At 68.0% G+C, this 19,458-nt stretch carries 16 protein-coding genes; 7 read left to right on the plus strand and 9 right to left on the minus strand.

The features are described 5' to 3' along the window. Positions 1-13: 13 nt before the first annotated feature. From ubiB to serA, 8 genes are all read right to left on the minus strand, one after another. A complete protein-coding gene (ubiB, locus tag AC3A6X_RS02345) occupies positions 14-1,579 on the minus strand; it encodes a ubiquinone biosynthesis regulatory protein kinase UbiB (protein WP_309965218.1) in 1,566 nt (521 codons plus the stop codon). Next, positions 1,576-2,130 (minus strand): ubiquinone biosynthesis accessory factor UbiJ, encoded by a 555-nt coding sequence (locus AC3A6X_RS02350; protein ID WP_487840642.1) that lies wholly within the window; start codon positions 2,128-2,130, stop codon positions 1,576-1,578. Before AC3A6X_RS02350 ends, ubiB begins: the two co-directional genes overlap by 4 nt. Before the next feature lie 46 nt (positions 2,131-2,176). Next, entirely contained in the window at positions 2,177-3,217 is a 1,041-nt protein-coding gene (locus tag AC3A6X_RS02355; protein ID WP_309965213.1) for a Tim44 domain-containing protein, read from the minus strand. A 38-nt stretch (positions 3,218-3,255) separates the two neighbouring features. Then, positions 3,256-3,987 (minus strand): bifunctional demethylmenaquinone methyltransferase/2-methoxy-6-polyprenyl-1,4-benzoquinol methylase UbiE, encoded by a 732-nt coding sequence (gene ubiE, locus AC3A6X_RS02360; RefSeq protein WP_487840643.1) that lies wholly within the window; start codon positions 3,985-3,987, stop codon positions 3,256-3,258. Positions 3,988-4,084: 97 nt separating this feature from the next. Beyond that, positions 4,085-4,498 carry a gamma-butyrobetaine hydroxylase family protein gene (locus AC3A6X_RS02365; RefSeq protein WP_487840644.1) on the minus strand — a complete coding sequence of 138 codons (414 nt, stop codon included), beginning with the start codon at positions 4,496-4,498 and terminating at the stop codon, positions 4,085-4,087. Further along, on the minus strand, positions 4,498-4,944 hold the full coding sequence (locus tag AC3A6X_RS02370) for an HIT family protein (protein ID WP_487840645.1): 447 nt from the start codon (positions 4,942-4,944) through the stop codon (positions 4,498-4,500). Before AC3A6X_RS02370 ends, AC3A6X_RS02365 begins: the two co-directional genes overlap by 1 nt. Beyond that, a complete protein-coding gene (locus AC3A6X_RS02375; protein ID WP_487840646.1) occupies positions 4,941-8,819 on the minus strand; it encodes a DUF3683 domain-containing protein in 3,879 nt (1,292 codons plus the stop codon). The genes AC3A6X_RS02370 and AC3A6X_RS02375 overlap by 4 nt, the downstream gene beginning before the upstream one ends. A gap of 83 nt (positions 8,820-8,902) precedes the next feature. Beyond that, positions 8,903-10,132 (minus strand): phosphoglycerate dehydrogenase, encoded by a 1,230-nt coding sequence (gene serA / locus AC3A6X_RS02380; protein WP_487840647.1) that lies wholly within the window; start codon positions 10,130-10,132, stop codon positions 8,903-8,905. A gap of 231 nt (positions 10,133-10,363) precedes the next feature. Between serA and ugpB the strand changes: the two genes are divergently transcribed. The 6 genes from ugpB to AC3A6X_RS02410 all read left to right on the plus strand — a co-directional run bounded on the left by ugpB (position 10,364) and on the right by AC3A6X_RS02410 (position 17,785). Continuing rightward, a complete protein-coding gene (gene ugpB, locus AC3A6X_RS02385; RefSeq protein WP_487840648.1) occupies positions 10,364-11,674 on the plus strand; it encodes a sn-glycerol-3-phosphate ABC transporter substrate-binding protein UgpB in 1,311 nt (436 codons plus the stop codon). Positions 11,675-11,755: 81 nt separating this feature from the next. Beyond that, the gene (ugpA, locus tag AC3A6X_RS02390; protein WP_487840649.1) at positions 11,756-12,637 is read left to right on the plus strand and encodes a sn-glycerol-3-phosphate ABC transporter permease UgpA; all 882 of its coding nucleotides are present in this window, start codon (positions 11,756-11,758) and stop codon (positions 12,635-12,637) included. Between the two features lie 82 nt (positions 12,638-12,719). Then, positions 12,720-13,571 (plus strand): sn-glycerol-3-phosphate ABC transporter permease UgpE, encoded by an 852-nt coding sequence (gene ugpE / locus AC3A6X_RS02395; protein ID WP_487840650.1) that lies wholly within the window; start codon positions 12,720-12,722, stop codon positions 13,569-13,571. 8 nt (positions 13,572-13,579) lie between these two features. Next, positions 13,580-14,587 carry a sn-glycerol-3-phosphate ABC transporter ATP-binding protein UgpC gene (gene ugpC, locus AC3A6X_RS02400; protein WP_487840651.1) on the plus strand — a complete coding sequence of 336 codons (1,008 nt, stop codon included), beginning with the start codon at positions 13,580-13,582 and terminating at the stop codon, positions 14,585-14,587. Further along, the gene (gene ugpQ / locus AC3A6X_RS02405) at positions 14,584-15,324 is read left to right on the plus strand and encodes a glycerophosphodiester phosphodiesterase (RefSeq protein WP_487840652.1); all 741 of its coding nucleotides are present in this window, start codon (positions 14,584-14,586) and stop codon (positions 15,322-15,324) included. The genes ugpC and ugpQ overlap by 4 nt, the downstream gene beginning before the upstream one ends. Before the next feature lie 46 nt (positions 15,325-15,370). Further along, entirely contained in the window at positions 15,371-17,785 is a 2,415-nt protein-coding gene (locus AC3A6X_RS02410) for a DUF3772 domain-containing protein (RefSeq protein ID WP_487840653.1), read from the plus strand. A 22-nt stretch (positions 17,786-17,807) separates the two neighbouring features. Here the strand turns inward: AC3A6X_RS02410 and AC3A6X_RS02415 are convergent, their stop codons facing one another. Next, the gene (locus AC3A6X_RS02415) at positions 17,808-18,086 is read right to left on the minus strand and encodes a hypothetical protein (RefSeq protein ID WP_106556566.1); all 279 of its coding nucleotides are present in this window, start codon (positions 18,084-18,086) and stop codon (positions 17,808-17,810) included. Between the two features lie 80 nt (positions 18,087-18,166). Between AC3A6X_RS02415 and hemA the strand changes: the two genes are divergently transcribed. Then, on the plus strand, positions 18,167-19,438 hold the full coding sequence (gene hemA, locus AC3A6X_RS02420; protein ID WP_487840654.1) for a glutamyl-tRNA reductase: 1,272 nt from the start codon (positions 18,167-18,169) through the stop codon (positions 19,436-19,438). The last annotated feature ends 20 nt before the right edge of the window (positions 19,439-19,458 follow it).

Genomic DNA, 19,458 nt, shown 5'->3' on the forward strand with positions numbered 1-19,458 from the left:
GGAATCCTCCTATTCAGAACAGACGCACCCGCACCAGCAGCTGCATCGCGATCAACCCCAATACAAAACCTATGCCACCGTAGATGATGGCCTGTAGGAGCCGGTTGGTCCGCTTTTGAGCGGCCAGCAGCTCCAGCAGTTCACGGCGGTGGTCGGCCGGCCGATTTTCGAGGTAATCGTGCAGGAGGCGCGGCAGCTGCGGCAGCAGCTTGGCGTAGCGCGGCGCCTCGGCGCGCAGCTGCTCCAGCAGCTTGCGCGGGCCGATCTGGTCGCTCATCCACTTCTCGAGGAAGGGCTTGGCGGTGTGCCATAGGTCCAGCTCCGGGTCGAGCTGGCGGCCCAGGCCTTCGATGTTGAGCAGGGTCTTCTGCAGCAGCACCAGCTGCGGCTGGATCTCGACGTGGAAGCGGCGCGAGGTCTGGAACAGACGCATCAGCACCATGCCGAGCGAGATCTCCTTGAGCGGCCGGTCGAAGTAGGGCTCGCAGACGGTGCGGATCGCCGCCTCCAGCTCGTCGATGCGGGTGCCCTCCGGCACCCAGCCGCTTTCCAGGTGCAGCTCGGCGACCCGCTTGTAGTCGCGCCGGAAGAAGGCCGCGAAGTTCTGCGCCAGGTATTCCTTGTCGGACTCGGTCAGCGTGCCGATGATGCCGAAGTCCAGCGAGATGTAGCGCCCGAAGGTAGCCGGGTCCAGGCTGATCTGGATGTTGCCCGGGTGCATGTCGGCATGGAAGAAGCCGTCCCGGAACACCTGCGTGAAGAAGATGGTGACGCCGTCGCGCGCCAGCTTCGGGATGTCCACGCCGGCGGTGCGCAGGCGGTCCAGCTGCGCGATGGGCACGCCCTTCATGCGCTCCATCACGATCACCTCGGGATGGCAGAAGTCCCAGAACATCTCCGGGATCATCACCAGGTCGAGTTTGCTCATGTTGCGCCGCAGCTGCGCGGCATTGGCGGCCTCGCGCACCAGGTCGAGCTCGTCGTGCAGGTACTTGTCGAACTCGGCCACCACCTCGCGCGGCTTGAGGCGCTTGGCATCGCTCGACAGGTTCTCGACCCAGGCGGCCATCATGGCCATCAGCTCCAGGTCCTTCTCGATCAGGCCGCGCATGCCGGGCCGCAGCACCTTGACCGCAACCTCCCGCACCAGCCCGCCGGGCTCGCGCAGGGTGGCGAAGTGCACCTGCGCGATCGAGGCGCTGGCCACCGGCGTCTCGTCGAACTCGACGAAGACCTCGCCCACCGGCCGGCGGAAGGCGCGCTCGATGGTCGCGATCGCGATCCTGGAGTCGAAGGGCGGCACGCGGTCCTGCAGCCAGGCCAGCTCGTCGGCGATGTCGGGCGGCAGCAGGTCGCGCCGCGTCGACAGCACCTGGCCGAACTTGACGAAGATCGGCCCCAGGCTTTCCAGTGCCTCGCGCAGCCGCTGGCCCCGGGGCGCATCGAGCTTGCGGCCGAAGGACACGATGCGCGTCACCACGCGCAGCCAGGGCTTCTGGAAGCTGCTGAGCACGAGCTCGTCGAGCCCGTAGCGCAGCGCGACGAGGACGATGAAGATGCCGCGGTAGAAGCGCCTCATTCGGCGCCTGCGGAGCCCGCGGGCTTGCCGCCGCGCTCACCGACGAACTGCCGCAACCCCTCCACCACGCGCTTGGCGCTGTTCGCGATGGTGTGGGCCGGCACATCGCCGATCAGGCGCGCCAGGTCGTCCTCCACGTCCCAGCGCACATGGTCGACCAGCCAGTTGACCTCGGCGGCCAGCTGCACGTCGCCCTCGATGCGCACCGCCGGCTTCTCGCCGCGGACGGCCGCCCGCGCCAGGCCGAAGGGCGAAGTCTCGGCAAGCACCAGCATGAGCTCGGGCACCGCGCCCTCGGGCGCCAAGTCGAGCAGGCCGGCCGGCGTGGCGACGACCTTCATGGTCACGAAGCGCCATTCGAACTCCACCACCCTGCCCTGCTGGCGCGCCAGGCGCTGCTGGGCTTCGGGCTCCTGCTGGAGCACGTGGTTGAGGAAGAGCACGGCGCGGTGCTGGACCTCATGAATCACCCAGTCCGGCGGCTGCAGGCGGCTGCCGACGCGGTTGATGAAATCGTCAAGAAAAGAAAAAGGGGACGATGGTGTAACCATGTCCCCATTATCCCGGTCTTGCGACCGGCTTCGAAGCGTACTGCGCCTACTGCAGGGCCTGCACCCCGGCCACCAGCCAGCCGCTCGAGCCGCTGGTCGGCTTGGTCATGTTCCAGACTTCGCGGAAGGGGCTCGGGCCGGAGGACAGGTCCTCGCGGATCATGCCGGAGAACTCCACGCTCGCCAGGTAGGCGTCGGGCAGCTCCTCGATACCGAGCAGCTTGGCGTCGAGCATCACGACTTCGGTCTTGTTGGGCTGACCGCCGGTGTGGTTTTCGCGCTCGGCCAGCTGCTGGCGGATCTCGCCGACCATGCCGTCGGTCATCATCGAACGCAGGGTGTTGATGTCGGCACGATCCCAGGCGTCCTGCAGGGTCACGAAGTTGCGCTTGGCCGCGGCCAGGAAGCCGTCGACGTCGAAGCCGGCCGGGATGCCCCACGACTGCGCGCCGCTCAGGGCCGAGCCGATCAGGCTGCCGCCGCCGGCCGCTGCCGCGCCCGCCATCGACGAGCCGCCGGTGTGGTGCTCGAGCTGCGCCGGGCTTGCGTCGAAGGCCGCGGTGTTGCGCTCCCAGGGACGGGCCGACGCGTCGTTGCCGACGTTGTTCGGGCTGTACTCCACGGGCGAAGCAGGATTGGCAGGACTCCCCGCCCCCTGGAAGGCGAAGCCGCCGCTGCGCTGAGCGCCGGCCGCACGGGAACGCGCCGCGAAGATGCGCCACACCACCACGGCCGCCACCACCAGCAGGACGATCAGCAGGATGTTGCCGAAGGCCGCACCCAGGCCGAGCGAGTGGGCGAGCCAGGCCAGGCCCAGGCCCGCGGCCAGGCCACCGAGCATCGCGCCCCAGGGCTTCTTGGGTGCTGCAGCCGGTGCGGCTGCCGTCGCAGGCTTGGCCGCCGCGTTGCTCACGTTGCTCTGCGCGGGCGCACCGGGCGTGGCCGGCGCGGTGGGCGTGGCCTCGCGCTGCGTCACGTTGCTCGACTGCTTGCCGACGGACTTGCCGCCGCCCAGGCGGCGTGCGTCGGCATCCATGCTTCCGACGGCCAGGGCACACACCAACATAACGGACAACAAACTTTTCATGACGTCTCCTCTAACGGCAAAGAAATCTCTTCTGATCATCAACACTTGATTCCAACATGCAGGGCGACGACGCCCCCCGTCATGTTGTGATAGTCCACATGTCCGAAACCGCCCTCTTTCATGAGGGTCTTGAGCTCCTCCTGCGAGGGATGCATCCGGATCGATTCGGCCAGGTAGCGGTAGCTCGCGTCGTCGCCCGCCACGACCTTGCCCAGGCGCGGGAGCACGCTGAAGGAGTACCAGTCGTAGATCTTCGACAGCGGCTTGGCGACCTTCGAGAACTCCAGCACCAGCAGCTTGCCGCGCGGCTTGAGCACGCGGTTCATCTCCTTGAGCGCCAGGTCCTTGTGCGTCATGTTGCGCAGGCCGAAGGCGACGCTCACGAGGTCGAAATGGTTGTCGGGGAAGGGGAGTTTCTCGGCATCGCAGACCAGCGTGGGCAGCGCGACGCCGGCATCGAGCAGCCGGTCGCGGCCGGTGCGCAGCATGGCCTCGTTGATGTCGGTGTGGATCACCTCGCCGGTGGCGCCGACCTTCTTCGCGAAGGCGAGTGCGAGGTCGCCGGTGCCGCCGGCGATGTCCAGCACCTTCGAGCCCTCGCCCACGTTGGCGACCATCACGGTGTAGGCCTTCCAGGCGCGGTGCAGGCCACCCGACATCAGGTCGTTCATCAGGTCGTAGCGGTTGGCGACCGAGTCGAACACGCCGCGTACGCGCCGTGCCTTGTCGCCTTCCTCGACCGTTTCGAAGCCGAAATGGGTGCTGCTCATGCAGCTGATGTTAGGCCGGAAGCGTTCACATCAAGCCGACGCCCCTGCAAGGACGCCGGGCATTCGTTGCTTTTTGCGGCGAGGGAGTCCGGCTTCTTCAGTGGCTGCCGCAGGCGTGGCCGCCCTTCTCGGCCATCGGCGCATCGCGGTCGACGCCGGCGGCGGCAAGGCGGCGCTCGTACTCGGCCCACAGTTCGTCCTGCTTCGCGCCCAGCTCGTACAGCAGGTCCCAGGAGTAGATGCCGGTGTCGTGGCCGTCGGAGAAGCTGGGTTGCACCGCGTAGTTGCCGACCGGCTGAAGGTCCAGCAGATCGACGTTGCGCTTGCCGGTCTGAAGCACCTCCTGGCCCGGCCCATGGCCCTGCACCTCGGCCGAGGGCGAGTAGATGCGCATCAGCTCGAAGGGGATGCGGAAGCTGGCGCCATCGGAAAAGCCCACTTCCAGCACACGCGACTGGTTGTGTACGGTGATCGACTGGGGCGTCGGCGCGCCCGTTTGCAAACCTGCCATCAGGAACTCCTTGTCGCCAGGCGCCGGGACATTTCCCGCTCCAGCGCCTCCAGTTTGACCTCGATTGCGGCCTCGCGTTGCGGGTCGCGATCCCGCTGTGCGTCAGCCCACACCGGCGCAGGGAAGCGCGAGTCCCAGTCGAAGCGTGCGATCACGTGCCAATGCAGGTGCGGCACCATGTTGCCGAGCGCGGCAAGATTGATCTTGGCGGGCGCGAGCGCCTCGCGCAGGCTCTGCTCCACGGCTGCGACGGCCTCCATGCACAGCGCGCGGTCCTCCGGCGCCAGATCGGACCACTCGGCCACATGGTCTTTCCAGACGACGCGGTAGAAGGCGGGAAAGCCCTCCTCGGCCGCATGGATGACGCGAAACGCCGGCGCCTCGAACACCACGCGGCCGCCGGGCCCCTCGCAGAGCGGGCAGCCCGCCACGCGCACCGCCGTCATACCAGCACCCGCTCGATCCCGCCGTGGTTGGCAGCCGCCACGTACGTGGGCATCCAGTCCTTGCCAAGGATCTTGTTGGCCATCTCGACCACGATGTAGTCGGCCTCCAGCAGGCCGTTGTCCAGGTCCTTGCCGTAGCGGCTCAGGCCCTGCAGGCAACTCGGGCAGCTGGTGAGGATCTTGACGTTGTCCTTGGGTGCGACCAGGCCGCCGCTGCGCAGCGCGGCCTCGCCCTTGCGCAGCTCCTCTTCCTTGCGGAAGCGGATCTGCGTCGAGATGTCCGGCCGCGTCACGCCGAGCGTGCCGGACTCGCCGCAGCAGCGGTCGTTCTTGAGCACCTGGTCGCCGACCAGCGCCTTCACCGTCTTCATCGGGTCCTGCAGCTTCATCGGGCTGTGGCAGGGGTCGTGGTAGAGGTAGGCGCCGCCGTTCGTGTCACCGAGCGTGATGCCCTTCTCCAGCAAATACTCGTGGATGTCGATGATCCGGCAGCCCGGGAAGATCTTCTCGAACTGGTAGCCCTGTAGCTGGTCGTAGCAGGTGCCGCAGCTCACCACCACGGTCTTGATGTCCAGGTAGTTCAGCGTGTTGGCCACCCGATGGAAGAGCACGCGGTTGTCGGTGATCATCTTCTCGGCCCGGTCATATTGGCCGCTGCCGCGCTGCGGATAGCCGCAGCAGAGATAACCCGGCGGCAGCACGGTCTGCACGCCCGCGTGCCAGAGCATCGCCTGCGTGGCCAGCCCCACCTGCGAGAACAGGCGTTCCGAGCCGCAGCCCGGGAAATAGAACACGGCCTCGGTCTCGGGGGTGGTGGCCTTCGGGTCGCGGATGATCGGCACGTAGTCGGCATCCTCGATGTCGAGCAGCGCGCGCGCGGTCTTGTTGGGCAGACCGCCCGGCATCTTCTTGTTGACGAAGTGGATCACCTGCTCCTTGATCGGCGCCGGCCCCAGCGTCGCCGGCGGCGCCGAGGTCTGCTTCTTCGCCAGGCCGCGCAGCAGGTCGTTGGCCAGGCGCTGGGCCTTGAAGCCGATGTCCACCATGCCGACGCGCATGGCCTTGATGGTCTGCGGGTTGGTCGCGTTGAGGAACAGCATCGCCGCCGCATTGCCGGGGCGGAATGACTTCTGGCCCATTTTGCGCAGCAGGTTGCGCATGTTCATGGAGACGTCGCCGAAGTCGATGTTGACCGGACAGGGCGTCAGGCACTTGTGGCAGACCGTGCAGTGGTCGGCCACGTCCTCGAACTCCTCCCAGTGCTTGATGCTGACGCCGCGCCGGGTCTGCTCCTCGTAGAGGAAGGCCTCGACCAGCAGAGAGGTCGCGAGGATCTTGTTGCGCGGCGAGTAGAGCAGGTTGGCGCGCGGCACGTGGGTGGCGCACACGGGCTTGCACTTGCCGCAGCGCAGGCAGTCCTTGACGCTGTCGGCAATGGCGCCGATGTCGCTCTGCTGCATGATCAGCGACTCGTGCCCCATCAGCCCGAAGCTGGGCGTGTAGGCGTTGGTCAGGTCGGCATAGAGCCCCGGCCCGGCATGCATCGAGGGCCGCAGCAGCTTGCCCTTGTTGAAGCGCCCTTCGGGGTCGACGCGCTGCTTGTAGTCGGCAAAGGGTTGCAGCTCTTCGTCGGACAGGAACTCGAGCTTGGTGATGCCGATGCCGTGCTCGCCCGAGATCACGCCGTCCAGGCTGCGCGCGAGCACCATGATCCGCGCCACCGCCGCATGCGCGGTCTGCAGCATCTCGTAGTTGTCGCTGTTGACCGGGATGTTGGTGTGCACGTTGCCGTCGCCGGCGTGCATGTGCAGCGCCACCCAGACCCGGCCCTTGAGCACGCGCTGGTGGATCGCGTTGCACTCGGCCAGGATGGGCGCGAACTCGGCGCCGGAGAAGATGTCGGCGAGCGGCGCGCGGATCTGCGTCTTCCAGCTCGCGCGCAGCGAATGGTCCTGCAATTGCGGGAACAGCGCGTCGATCTGGTCCAGCCAGCCCTGCCACAGCGCGCGAACCTCGCGCACCAGCGCCACGGCCTGCGCCACGCGGTCCTCCAGCAGCTCGGCCGAGGAGATCTCGCTGGCATCGTCGCTCTTGCCCAGCGGCAGGTGGCCGCGCAGGAAGAAGGCTTCCAGCTCGTCGGCGAGCTGGAGCTTGTTCTGCAGCGACAGCTCGATGTTGATGCGCTCGATGCCGTCGGTGTATTCGGCCATGCGCGGCAGCGGGATCACCACGTCCTCGTTGATCTTGAAGGCGTTGGTGTGGCGGCTGATGGCGGCCGTGCGCTTGCGGTCCAGCCAGAACTTCTTGCGCGCCTCGGGGCTGATGGCGATAAAGCCCTCGCCGCTGCGCGAATTCGCGATGCGCACCACCTCGGAGGTCACGCGCGCCACCGCGTCGGCGTCGTCGCCGGCGATGTCGCCGAACAGCACCATCTTCGGCAGGCCGCCGTGCTTCTTGGACTTGGTCGCGTAGCCAACCGCCTTCAGGTAGCGGTCGTCCAGGTGCTCGAGACCGGCGAGCAGCACGCCCGAACGCTTCTGCTCGGCGAACATGAAGTCCTTGATCTCGACGATGCTGGGCACCGCGTCCTTGGCGTTGCCGAAGAACTCCAGGCACACCGTGCGGGTGTGCGCCGGCATGCGGTGCACCACCCAGCGGCAGCTGGTGATCAGGCCGTCGCAGCCCTCCTTCTGGATGCCCGGCAGGCCCGAGAGGAACTTGTCCGTCACGTCCTTGCCCAGGCCCTCCTTGCGGAAGGTCTTGCCCGGGATCTCGAGCCGCTCGCTGCGCAGCTTCGTCCGGCCGTCGGCCGCGAAGTACTGCAGATCGAAAACCGCGCTCTCGGCGTCGTGGATCTTGCCCAGGTTGTGGCCGATGCGCGTGACCTCCAGCCACTCGGCCTCCGGGGTCACCATGCGCCAGGAGGCCAGGTTGTCGAGCGCCGTGCCCCACAGCACCGCCTTCTTGCCGCCCGCGTTCATCGCGACGTTGCCGCCCACGCAGGAGGCCTCGGCCGAGGTGGGGTCGACCGCGAACACGAAGCCCGCGCGCTCGGCCGCGTCGGCCACGCGCTGGGTGACCACGCCCGCCTCGGTCCAGACGGTGGGCACCGGCTGGTCGAGGCCGGGCAGCGACACCATCTCGACCTCGGTCATCGCCTCCAGCTTCTCGGTGTTGATGACGGCGCTGTTCCAGGCCAGCGGGATCGCCCCACCGGTATAGCCGGTGCCGCCGCCGCGCGGGATGATGGTGAGCCCGAGCTCGATGCAGCCCTTGACCAGCGCGGCCATCTCGGCCTCGCTGTCGGGCGTCAGCACGACGAAGGGGTACTCGACCCGCCAGTCGGTCGCATCGGTCACGTGCGACACGCGCGAGAGGCCGTCGAACTTGATGTTGTCCCGCGCCGTGAGCCGGCCCAGGGTGCGCGTGGCCTTGCGCCGCAGCGCCGCGACGTCGCGGAACAGGGTGTCGAAGGCCTGCACCGCCTGCGCCACGAGCGCCGTGAGCTCGCCCACCAGCGCGTCGCGCTGCGCGGCGGCGTCGGGGGTGCGGCGCTTCTGCACTTCGGACAGGCGGTGGTTGAGCGCATCGACCAGCTGGCCGCGCCGGCGCGGGTTGTCCAGCAGGTCGTCGACCAGGTAGGGGTTGCGCTGCACGACCCAGATGTCGCCCAGCACCTCGTAGAGCATGCGCGCGGAGCGGCCGGTGCGGCGCTCGGAGCGCAGGGTCTGCAGCAGCTCCCAGCCGCGCTCGCCCAAGAGGCGGATCACGATCTCGCGGTCGGAGAAGCTGGTGTAGTTGTAGGGGATCTCACGCAATCGCGCGGGCTCTGCGGCCTGCGACAACAACGCCGTCAACGCGGTCGGTGCATTCATCGGGGTGGGCCTCGGTCGGGCGCTGCGCGCCCCTGAACCAGGGCCATCGATTTTAAGTCAGGGGCGCATGCCGCGCCTGGCATTCAGAACAGCACCCGGCTGCGGATCGTCCCCGGCACCTGGGCCAGCTTCTCGAGCGCGAGGTCGGAGTACGCAGCGTCGACGTCCGTCACCACGTAGCCCACTTTCTCGTTGGTCTGCAGGTACTGCGAGGCGATGTTGATCTCGTTCTCGGCGAACACGCGATTGATCTCCGAGAGCACACCGGGCACGTTGCGGTGGATGTGCAGCAGCCGGTGCTTGCCCGGGTGCGCGGGCAGCGCCACCTCCGGGAAGTTGACCGAGGAGGTGGAAGTGCCGTTGTCGCTGTACTTGACCAGCTTCTCGGCCACTTCGAGCCCGATGTTGGCCTGCGCCTCCATCGTGGAGCCGCCGATGTGCGGGGTGAGGATCACGTTGTCCAGCCCGCGCAGCGGCGACTGGAACTCGTCCTTGTTGCTGCGCGGCTCGACCGGGAACACGTCGATCGCGGCGCCCAGCAGCCTCTTCTGCCGGAGTGCCTGGGCCAGCGCCTCGATGTCGACCACGGTGCCGCGCGAGGCATTGATCAGGATCGAGCCGGGCCGCATGGCCGCGAGCTCCTTCGCGCCGATCATCCACTGCGTGGCGGCCGTCTCGGGCACGTGCAGGCTCACGATGTCGCTCTGCAGCAGCAGCTCGTTGAGCGTGCGCACCTGGCGCGCGTTGCCCAGCGGCAGCTTGGTGACCACGTCGAAGAAGGCCACCTGCATGCCCAGCGCCTCGGCCAGCACCGACAGCTGCGCGCCGATCGAGCCGTAGCCCACGATGCCCAGGGTCTTGCCGCGGATCTCGAAGGCGTTCTCGGCCGACTTGAGCCAGCCGCCGCGGTGCGCCACCGCGCTCTTCTCGGGGATGCCGCGCAGCAGCAGGATGGCCTCGGCCAGCACCAGCTCGGCGACCGAGCGCGTATTGGAATAAGGGGCGTTGAAGACTGCCACGCCATGTTCGCGCGCGGCTTCGAGGTCGATCTGGTTGGTGCCGATGCAGAAGGCCCCGACCGCCACCAGCTTCTGGGCTGCGGCGAACACCTCGGCCGTCAGCTGGGTGCGCGAGCGGATGCCGAGGAAATGCACGTCGGCGATGCGCTTGCGAAGCTCCTCCTCGGGCAGGGCGCCCGCCAGCGTCTCGATGCTGGTGTAGCCGGCGGCGCGCAGCACTTCGACAGCCGAAGGGTGAATGCCTTCGAGGAGAAGGAACTTGATCTTGCTTTTGTCTAGGGAGGTCTTGCTCATACGCGTCGCGGAAGCCCCGGCCAACTCAAGAGGAGGCAGCACCTGAAAAAGGGAGGGCGATGCTAGCATGGTGCAGCGCAGCAAGCAGCCCTCATCGAGCCCGCGGCCCAGACGCAAAAAGGGTTTCCCCGTCTTCTGGCGCACCGCCGTAGTGCGACAAAATGTGACGCAGTCGTGTCATACGCACGGCCTAGCATCCGCGCTTTTGTTTCCTCCTCAGGAGTCTCTTTCATGCGATTCAAGACCCTCGCCGTGGGCTCGGCGCTCGCCGCCACGCTCGCCCTGCCGGCGCTGGCCCAGACCGAAATCCAGTGGTGGCATTCCATGACCGCCGTCAACGGCGAATGGGTCAACGACCTGGCCAAGCAGTTCAACGAGAGCCAGAAGGAATACAAGATCGTGCCCACCTACAAGGGCAGCTACGACGAATCGATGACGGCCTCGATCGCCGCCTTCCGGGCCGGCAATGCGCCGCACATCCTGCAGGTGTTCGAAGTGGGCACCGCCACCATGATGGCCAGCAAGGGCGCCGTGATCCCGGTGGGCCAGGTCATGAAGGACGCCGGCGCCAAGTTCGACCCGAGCGCCTACATCTCCGCCGTGGCCGGCTACTACACCGCGCCCAACGGCCAGATGCTGAGCTTCCCCTTCAACAGCTCGACCACCGTCTACTACTACAACAAGGACGCCTTCAAGGCCGCCGGCCTCGACACCGAGAAGGCGCCGGCCACCTGGCCCGAGGTAGTCGCCGCCGCCGCCAAGCTCAAAGCGGCCGGCCACAAGTGTCCCTTCACCACCGCCTGGCAGGGCTGGACCCAGCTCGAGAGTTTCTCGGCCTGGCACAACGTCGAGTTCGCGACCAAGAGCAACGGTCTGGCGGGCATGGACGCGCGCATGAAGATCAACTCACCGCTGCACGTGCGCCACATCGAGAACCTGTCGAACATGGCCAAGCAGGGCCTCTTCGTCTACAAGGGCCGCGGCAACGTGCCCGAAGCGAGCTTCGTCTCCGGCGAGTGCGCGATGATCAACACCTCCTCGGGCTTCTACGGCAACGTCGCCAAGAACGCCAAGTTCGCCTACGGCCTGGCGCCCCTGCCCTACTACCCCGACGTGCCGGGCGCGCCGCAGAACACCGTGATCGGCGGCGCCAGCCTCTGGGTGATGTCGGGCAAGAAGCCGGCCGAGTACAAGGGCGTGGCCGAGTTCTTCAAGTTCATCTCGACGCCAGAGGTGCAGTCCGCCAGCCACAAGCGCACCGGCTACCTGCCGATCACCACCGCGGCCTACCAGCTGACCGAGAAGTCGGGCTTCTACAAGCAGAACCCCGGCACCGACGTGGCGGTAACGCAGATGATCCGCAAGGTGACCGACAAGAGCCGCGGCATCCGCCTGGGCAACTACGTGCAGATCCGTGCCATCGAGGACGAAGAGCTGGAACAGGTCTGGTCGGGCAAGAAGGCGCCCAAGGAGGCACTGGATTCGATCGTCAAACGCGGCGACGAACTCCTGGAGCGCTTCCAGAAGGCGAACAAGAGCTGAAGCCTGCGGCCCGCTTGGCCGCAGTAGACTCGACGCCCGCCGTACGCAGAAGCCGGCGGGCTTTCTTTTTCTGAGGGATTCATGGAAAAACGCGTCGTCTTCCGCTCGGGCTGGCTGCCCTGGGCGCTGCTTGCGCCGCAGCTGATCGTCATCACGGTGTTCTTCTTCTGGCCGGCCAGCCAGGCGCTGATGCAGTCGCTGCAGGTGCAGGACGCCTTCGGCAGCTCGACCGAATGGGTGGGGCTGCAGAACTTCAGGCAACTCTTCGACGACCCGGGCTACATCGAGTCCTTCAAGACCACTGCCCTTTTCTCGGTGCTGGTGGCCTTCTTCGGCATCAGCCTCTCGCTGTTGCTGGCGGTGTTCGCGGACCGGGTGGTGCGCGGCGCGATGGTCTACAAGACCTTGCTGATCCTGCCCTATGCGGTGGCGCCGGCCGTGGCGGCCGTGCTGTGGGTCTTCATGTTCTCTCCCTCGCTGGGCGTGGTGTCCTATGCGCTCGGCAAGTTCGGCTTCGAATGGAACCACCTGCTCAATTCGGGCCATGCCATGACGCTGATCGTGCTGGCCTCGGTGTGGAAGCAGATCTCCTACAACTTCCTGTTCTTCCTGGCCGGCCTGCAGTCCATCCCCAAGTCACTGATCGAGGCCGCATCAATCGACGGCGCACGGCCCTGGCGCCGCTTCTGGACGGTGCAGTTCCCGCTCCTGTCGCCCACCACCTTCTTCCTGCTGGTGATCAACGTGGTCTACGCCTTCTTCGACACCTTCGCGATCGTCGACGCGGCGACGCAGGGCGGCCCCGGCAAGGACACGGCGATCCTGGTCTACAAGGTCTACTACGACGGCTTCAAGGCCATGGACCTGGGCGGCTCGGCCGCGCAGTCGGTGGTGCTGATGGCGATTGTCATCGTGCTCACGGTCATCCAGTTCCGCTATGTGGAAAAGAAGGTGAACTACTGATGAACCCCCACGCTCATCACTTCGTGTATCGCTGCCCCCCGAGGGGGCGCTCAGTGCCCTTCGGGCGGCCGGGCGGGCACTGATGGTCGAACGCAGAACCACCCTCGGCATCCTGGCCCACGCCGTCATGATCGTCGGCGTCCTGATCGTGGCCTTCCCGCTTTACCTCGCCTTCGTGGCCTCCAGCCACACCGCGCAGGAGGTGCTGCAGGCACCGATGTCGCTGATACCCGGCGGCCATCTCTGGGAGACCTACAAGGCTGCCCTCTTCGGCCGCGCCAGCGGCGCCGGCTCGACGGCGCCCGTGGCACGCATGATGTGGGTCAGCCTGGTCTCGGCGCTGGTCATCACCTTCGGCAAGATCGCGATCTCGCTGCTGTCGGCCTTCGCGGTGGTGTACTTCCGCTTCCCCTTCAAGAGCCTGTGCTTCTGGGCCATCTTCATCACGCTGATGCTGCCGGTGGAAGTGCGTATCGGCCCCACCTACCAGGTGGTGTCGGACCTCGGCATGCTCAACACCTACGCCGGCCTCACCATCCCGCTGATCGCCTCGGCGACGGCCACCTTCCTGTTCCGCCAGTTCTTCCTCACCGTGCCCGACGAGCTGGTCGAGGCCGCCCGCATGGACGGCGCCGGCCCGATGCGCTTCTTCTGGGACGTGCTGGTGCCGCTGTCGAAGACCTCGATCGCGGCGCTGTTCGTGATCCAGTTCATCTACGGCTGGAACCAGTACCTCTGGCCGCTGCTGGCCACCACCAGCGAGGACATGTACCCGGTGGTGATCGGCATCAAGCGCATGATCGCCGGCGGCGAAGGGCAGAACGAATGGAACATCGTGATGGCCACCGCCATCCTGGCGATGTTGCCGCCCGCCCTGGTGGTGATCCTCATGCAGAAATGGTTCGTCAAGGGCCTGGTCGATACCGAAAAATAAGACAACTCATGGCAGCTCTCTCCTTCCGCAACGTCATCAAGCGCTACGGCCACGGCGCCAAGGCCAACCAGGTGATCCACGGCGTCAGCGCCGAGATCGCGGACCGCGAATTCATCGTCATCGTCGGCCCCTCGGGCTGCGGCAAGTCCACGCTGCTGCGCATGGTGGCCGGCCTCGAGGAGGTCAGCGCCGGCGAGATCGCGATCGGCAAGCGGGTGGTGAACCAGCTCGAGCCGGCCGAGCGCGACATCGCGATGGTGTTCCAGAACTACGCGCTGTATCCGCACATGAGCGTGTTCCAGAACATGGCCTACGGCCTGAAGATCGCCAAGGTGCCGGTGGACGAGATCAAGACGCGCGTCGACAAGGCCGCCAAGATCCTCGAGCTCGGCCACCTGCTCGCGCGCAAGCCGCGCGAGCTCTCCGGTGGCCAACGCCAGCGCGTGGCCATGGGCCGCGCGATCGTGCGGCAGCCGCAGGTCTTCCTGTTCGACGAGCCGCTGTCCAACCTGGACGCCAAGCTGCGCGCCCAGACCCGCCTGGAGATCCAGAAGCTGCACCGCGAGCTGGGCATCACCTCGCTCTTCGTCACCCACGACCAGGTCGAGGCGATGACGCTGGCGCAGCGCATCATCGTGATGAATGCCGGCGTGATGGACCAGTTCGGCACGCCCGAGGAGGTGTATGCGCGCCCCGCCACCACCTTCGTCGCCAGCTTCATCGGCTCGCCGCCGATGAACCTGCTCAAGCAAGCGCCGGGCGTGCGCCCCGGGATGATCCTCGGCATCCGTCCGGAGCACCTCACGCTCGACGCGGACGGCTGGTCGGTGCAGGTCGAGTATGTCGAGCTGCTGGGCGCCGAGCGGCTGATCTACGGCCGCGTCGGCGGCGAGCAGCTGGTGGTGCGTGCCGACGAAAGCCAGCCGGCGCCGGTGGCCGGTGACACGGTGAAGATCGCGGCGCGGCAGGACAAGCTGCACTGGTTCGACGCCGGTTCCGGCAAACGCGCCGCATGAAGCCCTGGCCCTACCCTTTCTGGATCGCGCATCGCGGCGCCGGCAGGCTGGCCCCGGAAAACACCCTCGCCGCATTTCGCCTGGGCGCCGATCACGGCTATCGCATGTTCGAGTGCGATGCCAAGCTCAGCGCCGACGGCGTGCCCTTCCTGCTGCACGACAGCACGCTCGAGCGCACCAGCAACGGCCACGGCATCGCGGGCGAGCAGCCGTGGAGCGCGCTCGCCCAGCTCGATGCCGGCGCCTGGCACTCGCGCCGCTACGCCGGCGAGCCGCTGCCCACGCTCGAAGCGCTGATCCGCTTCTGCCTGGCCAATCGCCATCTGCTCGATATCGAGATCAAGCCCACGCCCGGCGTCGAGCGGCGCACCGGCGAGGCGGTCGCGCAGCTGGCGGGCAGGCTCTGGACGGCCACCGACCTGGCGCCGCCCTTCCTCACCTCCTTCTCGCCCGAATCCCTCGAGGGCGCGCGCTCGGCGCAGCCCGACCTGCCGCGCGGACTGCTGCTCGATACGTTGTGGGACGGCTGGCTCGACACCGCGCGCCGGCTGGACTGCGCGGCGATCGTCTGCAACTATGCGCTGTGGGACACCGCCACCGTGGCCCAGGTGCATGCCGCCGGCATGCGCGCGCTGAGCTACACCGTCAACGACGAATCGGTGGCGCGCTGGCTGGCCGGGCTCGGCACCGACGGCGCCGTTACCGACCGCGTCGACCGCTTCAGCCCGGTTCCTTGATCCCGCGCCGCGCGGGCCCGCGGCAGCGCCCTTCTATGATCCGTGCATGAGCTGGATGCCCCGTCTCGCGGCCCTGCTGCTGGCCGCCGTCCTCGGCAGCGCCGTCTTCGCGCAGGGCGCCGCCGCGCCGCCGGAAGCGACGGTGGCCGAGCTGCGGACCCGGCTCGACGCCGTTCCCACCTCGGTCGAGAGCAACGCGGAGGTGCGCGAACTGCTCGCCCGCATCAACGCGATCGGCACCCAGGCGGAGAAGTTCGTCGCCTCTCGCACCACCCGGCTCAGCGATCTCAACGCGCGCCTGGGCGAGCTGGGCAATCCGCCGGCCGCCGGCGCGCCGCCCGAAGACCCCGATATCACCGGCCAGCGCGCCGCCCTGCTGAAGGAACGCAACGCGCTCGACGCCGACATCCGGCTGGCGCGCCTCATCACCGTCGACGCGCAGCAGCGCGGCAGCGAGCTGCTCGCCAAGCGCCGCAAGCTGTTCGAGGCCCAGCTCACCGAGCGTGCGCCCTCGCCGCTGGGCCGCCAGTTCTGGTTCGACATCAGCGACGCCTGGCCGGCCGACGTGGAGCGCCTGGAGAGCCTGCGCGGCGAGCTGCGGGCCGGCGTCGCCATCGCGCTGCAGCCGGCGCACCGCATATCGGTGCTGGCCAGCCTGGCCGCGGCATTGCTGCTCGCGCTCCTGGGCAACTGGGCGGCCGAGCACGGGCTGGTGCGGTTGGCCGCGCGCGTGCTGCCGTCCGGCCGGCTGCGCCGCTCGCTGCTGGTGATCGCGGTCGTGGGTGTCAACGTGGTGCTGATCGCGCTGGCGGCGCAGGGCGTGTTCGCCACGCTCGACCGCCACGGGATCCTCGGGCCGCAGATCCGCAAGCTGGGCCAGGCGGTGGTGCAGTCCATCATCTTCATCGCCTTCGTGGTCGGGCTCGGGCGGGCGCTGCTGTCCAACCGGCGGCCGTCGTGGCGGCTCCCGCCGATCCCCAACACGATGGCCCGGCGGCTCGCTCCCTTCCCCTGGCTCACGGCCCTGATCGCGGTGCTGGTCTGGGTGCCGAGCCAGATCAACGCGATCGTGGACGCGAGTTTCGCGGCGGTGGTCGCCACCCACGTGGTCACCGCGCTGGCGCTGACGGCGCTGATCGCCACGATGCTGCTGCGCCTGCACGAGCCCGCCGGCACCGCCCCTGCCGATGCCGCCGCCAAGGAGGGGGCCGAGCCGCCGCCCGCCGAGCCCGACCGCCCGCTGTGGATCAGCTTCCTGCTGAGTGCCGTGGCGCTGGCGGCGATCGTGATCTGGGTGCTGGTGGGCATCGGCTATGTCGCGCTGGCCAGCTTCCTGGCCAACCAGCTGACCTGGACCGGGATCGTCGCCTCGGCCTTCTACCTGCTCTTCAAGTTCGCCGACGACCTGTTCATGGCCACGGTGGCCTCGAAGAGCGGACTCGGCCAGAAGCTGCAGAAGAGTTTCGGCTTCGCGCCGCGCACCCTGGACCAGGCGGCGGTGGCGCTCTCGGGCCTGGCGCGGGTCGCGCTCTTCTTCTACATGCTGATCGCGCTGGCCACGCCGCTGGGCACCAGCCCGGGCGAGGTGTTCCAGCGCAGCGGCCAGTTCGGCACCGGCGTCAAGGTCGGCGAGTTCCAATTGGTGCCGGGCGCGATCTTCACCGCCGTCGCGGTGCTGGCCGTCGGCTTCATTGCGCTGCGCGTGTTCAAGAAATGGCTGGGGGCGCGCTACCTGCCGGAGACTTCGCTCGAGCCCGGCATGCAGAGCTCGATCACCACGCTGCTCGGCTACGTGGGCGGCATCGTGGTGATCGCGGTGGCGATGTCGGCGCTGGGCATCGGCGTCGAGCGCATCGCCTGGGTGGCCAGCGCGCTGTCGGTGGGCATCGGCTTCGGCCTCCAGGCGATCGTGCAGAACTTCATCTCGGGGCTGATCCTGCTGGCCGAGCAGCCGGTCAAGGTCGGCGACTGGGTGGTGCTGGGCACGACCGAGGGCGACGTGCGGCGCATCAACGTGCGCGCCACCGAGATCCAGCTGGCCGACCGCTCCACGCTGATCGTGCCGAACTCGGAATTCATCACCAAGACCGTGCGCAACATGACCCTCACCAACGCCGAGGGCCGCCTGCTGATCCGCCTGCCAATGCCTCTGTCGACCGACGCCAAGCTGGCGCGCGAGCTGATGCTGTCGTCCTGCGCCGACCATGGCGGCGTGCTGGTCGCGCCCGCGCCCTCGGTCTCGCTCGAGGGCATCGAGAACGGCATGCTGATCTTCCAGGCCATCGCCTTCGTGCAGAGCCCGCGCCTGGCCGGCGGGGTACGCAGCGATGTGCTGTTCACGATGCTCGAGCGCTTCAAGCAAGCGGGCCTGCCGCTGGCGGCGCCGACCGTGGTGGTGTCGCAGACCGAGCTGCCGGCGCCGCCCGCGCCGGCACCACCGACGCCGCCGCTCACCGCGTGAGCGCGCCCTCGCCCTCCGCCTCTCAGCCGCGCCAGCCGCGCAGCAGCCACCACTGGGCGCTGCCGCAGACCACCACCAGCGCGGCATAGGTCGCCATGCGCCCGTCGCGGCCGAACCAGGCGAGGCCAGCCACCAGCACGAGCAGCCCGGCGGCGAAAGTGACCGCCACTTGCACCCAAAGGCTGACCGCTGCGCTGCGCCTGTGCAGGGCGAGGCGGAACAGCAGGGCGAGAACGAGGGCTACGAAGAAGGCCGGCGCCGCGAAGTTGAGCAGGTGGATCAGCAGGTCGAGCGCGGACATGAGAGGCAAGGGAGTGGCAGCCCGGGGTCATCTCTGGAGCGGAGGACTGCTGCCGGCCACGGATTTTATAATCCCCGGTTATGTCAGTCTGGGCCCTGGGCTTGAACCACACGACCGCGCCGCTCGACCTGCGCGGTCGCTTCGCGTTCGCCATCGACCAGATTGCGCCCACGCTGCACAGCCTGCGCAGCTCTTTCGGCGCCCACCGGCATCCCGATGTCGAGGCGGCCATCATCTCGACCTGCAACCGCACCGAGATCTACTGCGCCGCCGACCACCTGGCCCTCGACCACACGGTCGACTGGCTGGCCCAGAGCGGCGGCGTCGCGCCGGCCTTGCTCCGCTCCCACGCCTACACCCTGCACGACGACAACGCGGCGCGCCACGCCTTCCGGGTTGCCAGCGGGCTCGACTCGATGGTGCTGGGCGAGGCCCAGATCCTGGGCCAGATGAAGGACGCGGTCCGTGTCGCCGAGACCGCCGGCTCGCTCGGCAGCACGCTGAACCAGCTGTTCCAGCGCTCCTTCGCGGTCGCCAAGGAAGTGCGCACCGCCACCGAGATCGGCGCCCACTCCATCAGCATGGCCGCCGCCGCCGTGCGGCTGGCGGCCCAGCTGTTCGAGGACCTGAAGCAGACGCGTGTGCTCTTCGTCGGCGCCGGCGAGATGATCGACCTGGCCGTGACGCACTTCGCGGCCAAGGAACCCAAGTCCATCGTCATCGCCAACCGCACGCTGGAGCGCGGCGAGAAGCTGGCCTCTCGCTTCGGCGGCGAGGCGATGCGGCTGGCCGATCTGCCGGGGCGCCTGGCGGAATTCGACATCGTCGTGAGCTGCACCGCCAGCACGCTGCCGCTGATCGGGCTGGGCGCGGTGGAGCGCGCGCTCAAGCTGCGCAAGCACCGCCCGATGTTCATGGTCGACCTGGCCGTGCCGCGCGACATCGAGCCCGAGGTCAAGGCGCTCGAAGACATCTATCTCTACACCGTCGACGACCTGGCCCAGGTGGTCCAGCAGGGCCATGCCAGCCGCCAGGCCGCGGTGGCCGAGGCCGAGGTGATCATCGACGCCGGCGTGCGCAGCTTCATGCACTGGCTCGACCAGCGTGGCAGCGTGCCGCTGATCCAGCAGCTCAATGCCCAGGCCGACGAGTGGCGAGCCACGGAGCTGACCCGCGCGCGCAAGCTGCTGGCCAAGGGCGAGCCGGTCGAGGCGGTGCTGGAGGCCCTGTCCCGCGGGCTCACGCAGAAGATGCTGCACGGCGCCATGGCCGAGCTGCATGCCGGCGACACCACGGCGCGCGAGCACACGGCGCAGGCTATCTCGCGGCTGTTCCTGCGCAAAGAACGTTAGCGGCGCCCGGGGCGCGCTGC

It is taken from the genome of Variovorax sp. Soil_C_12 (assembly GCF_057657375.1).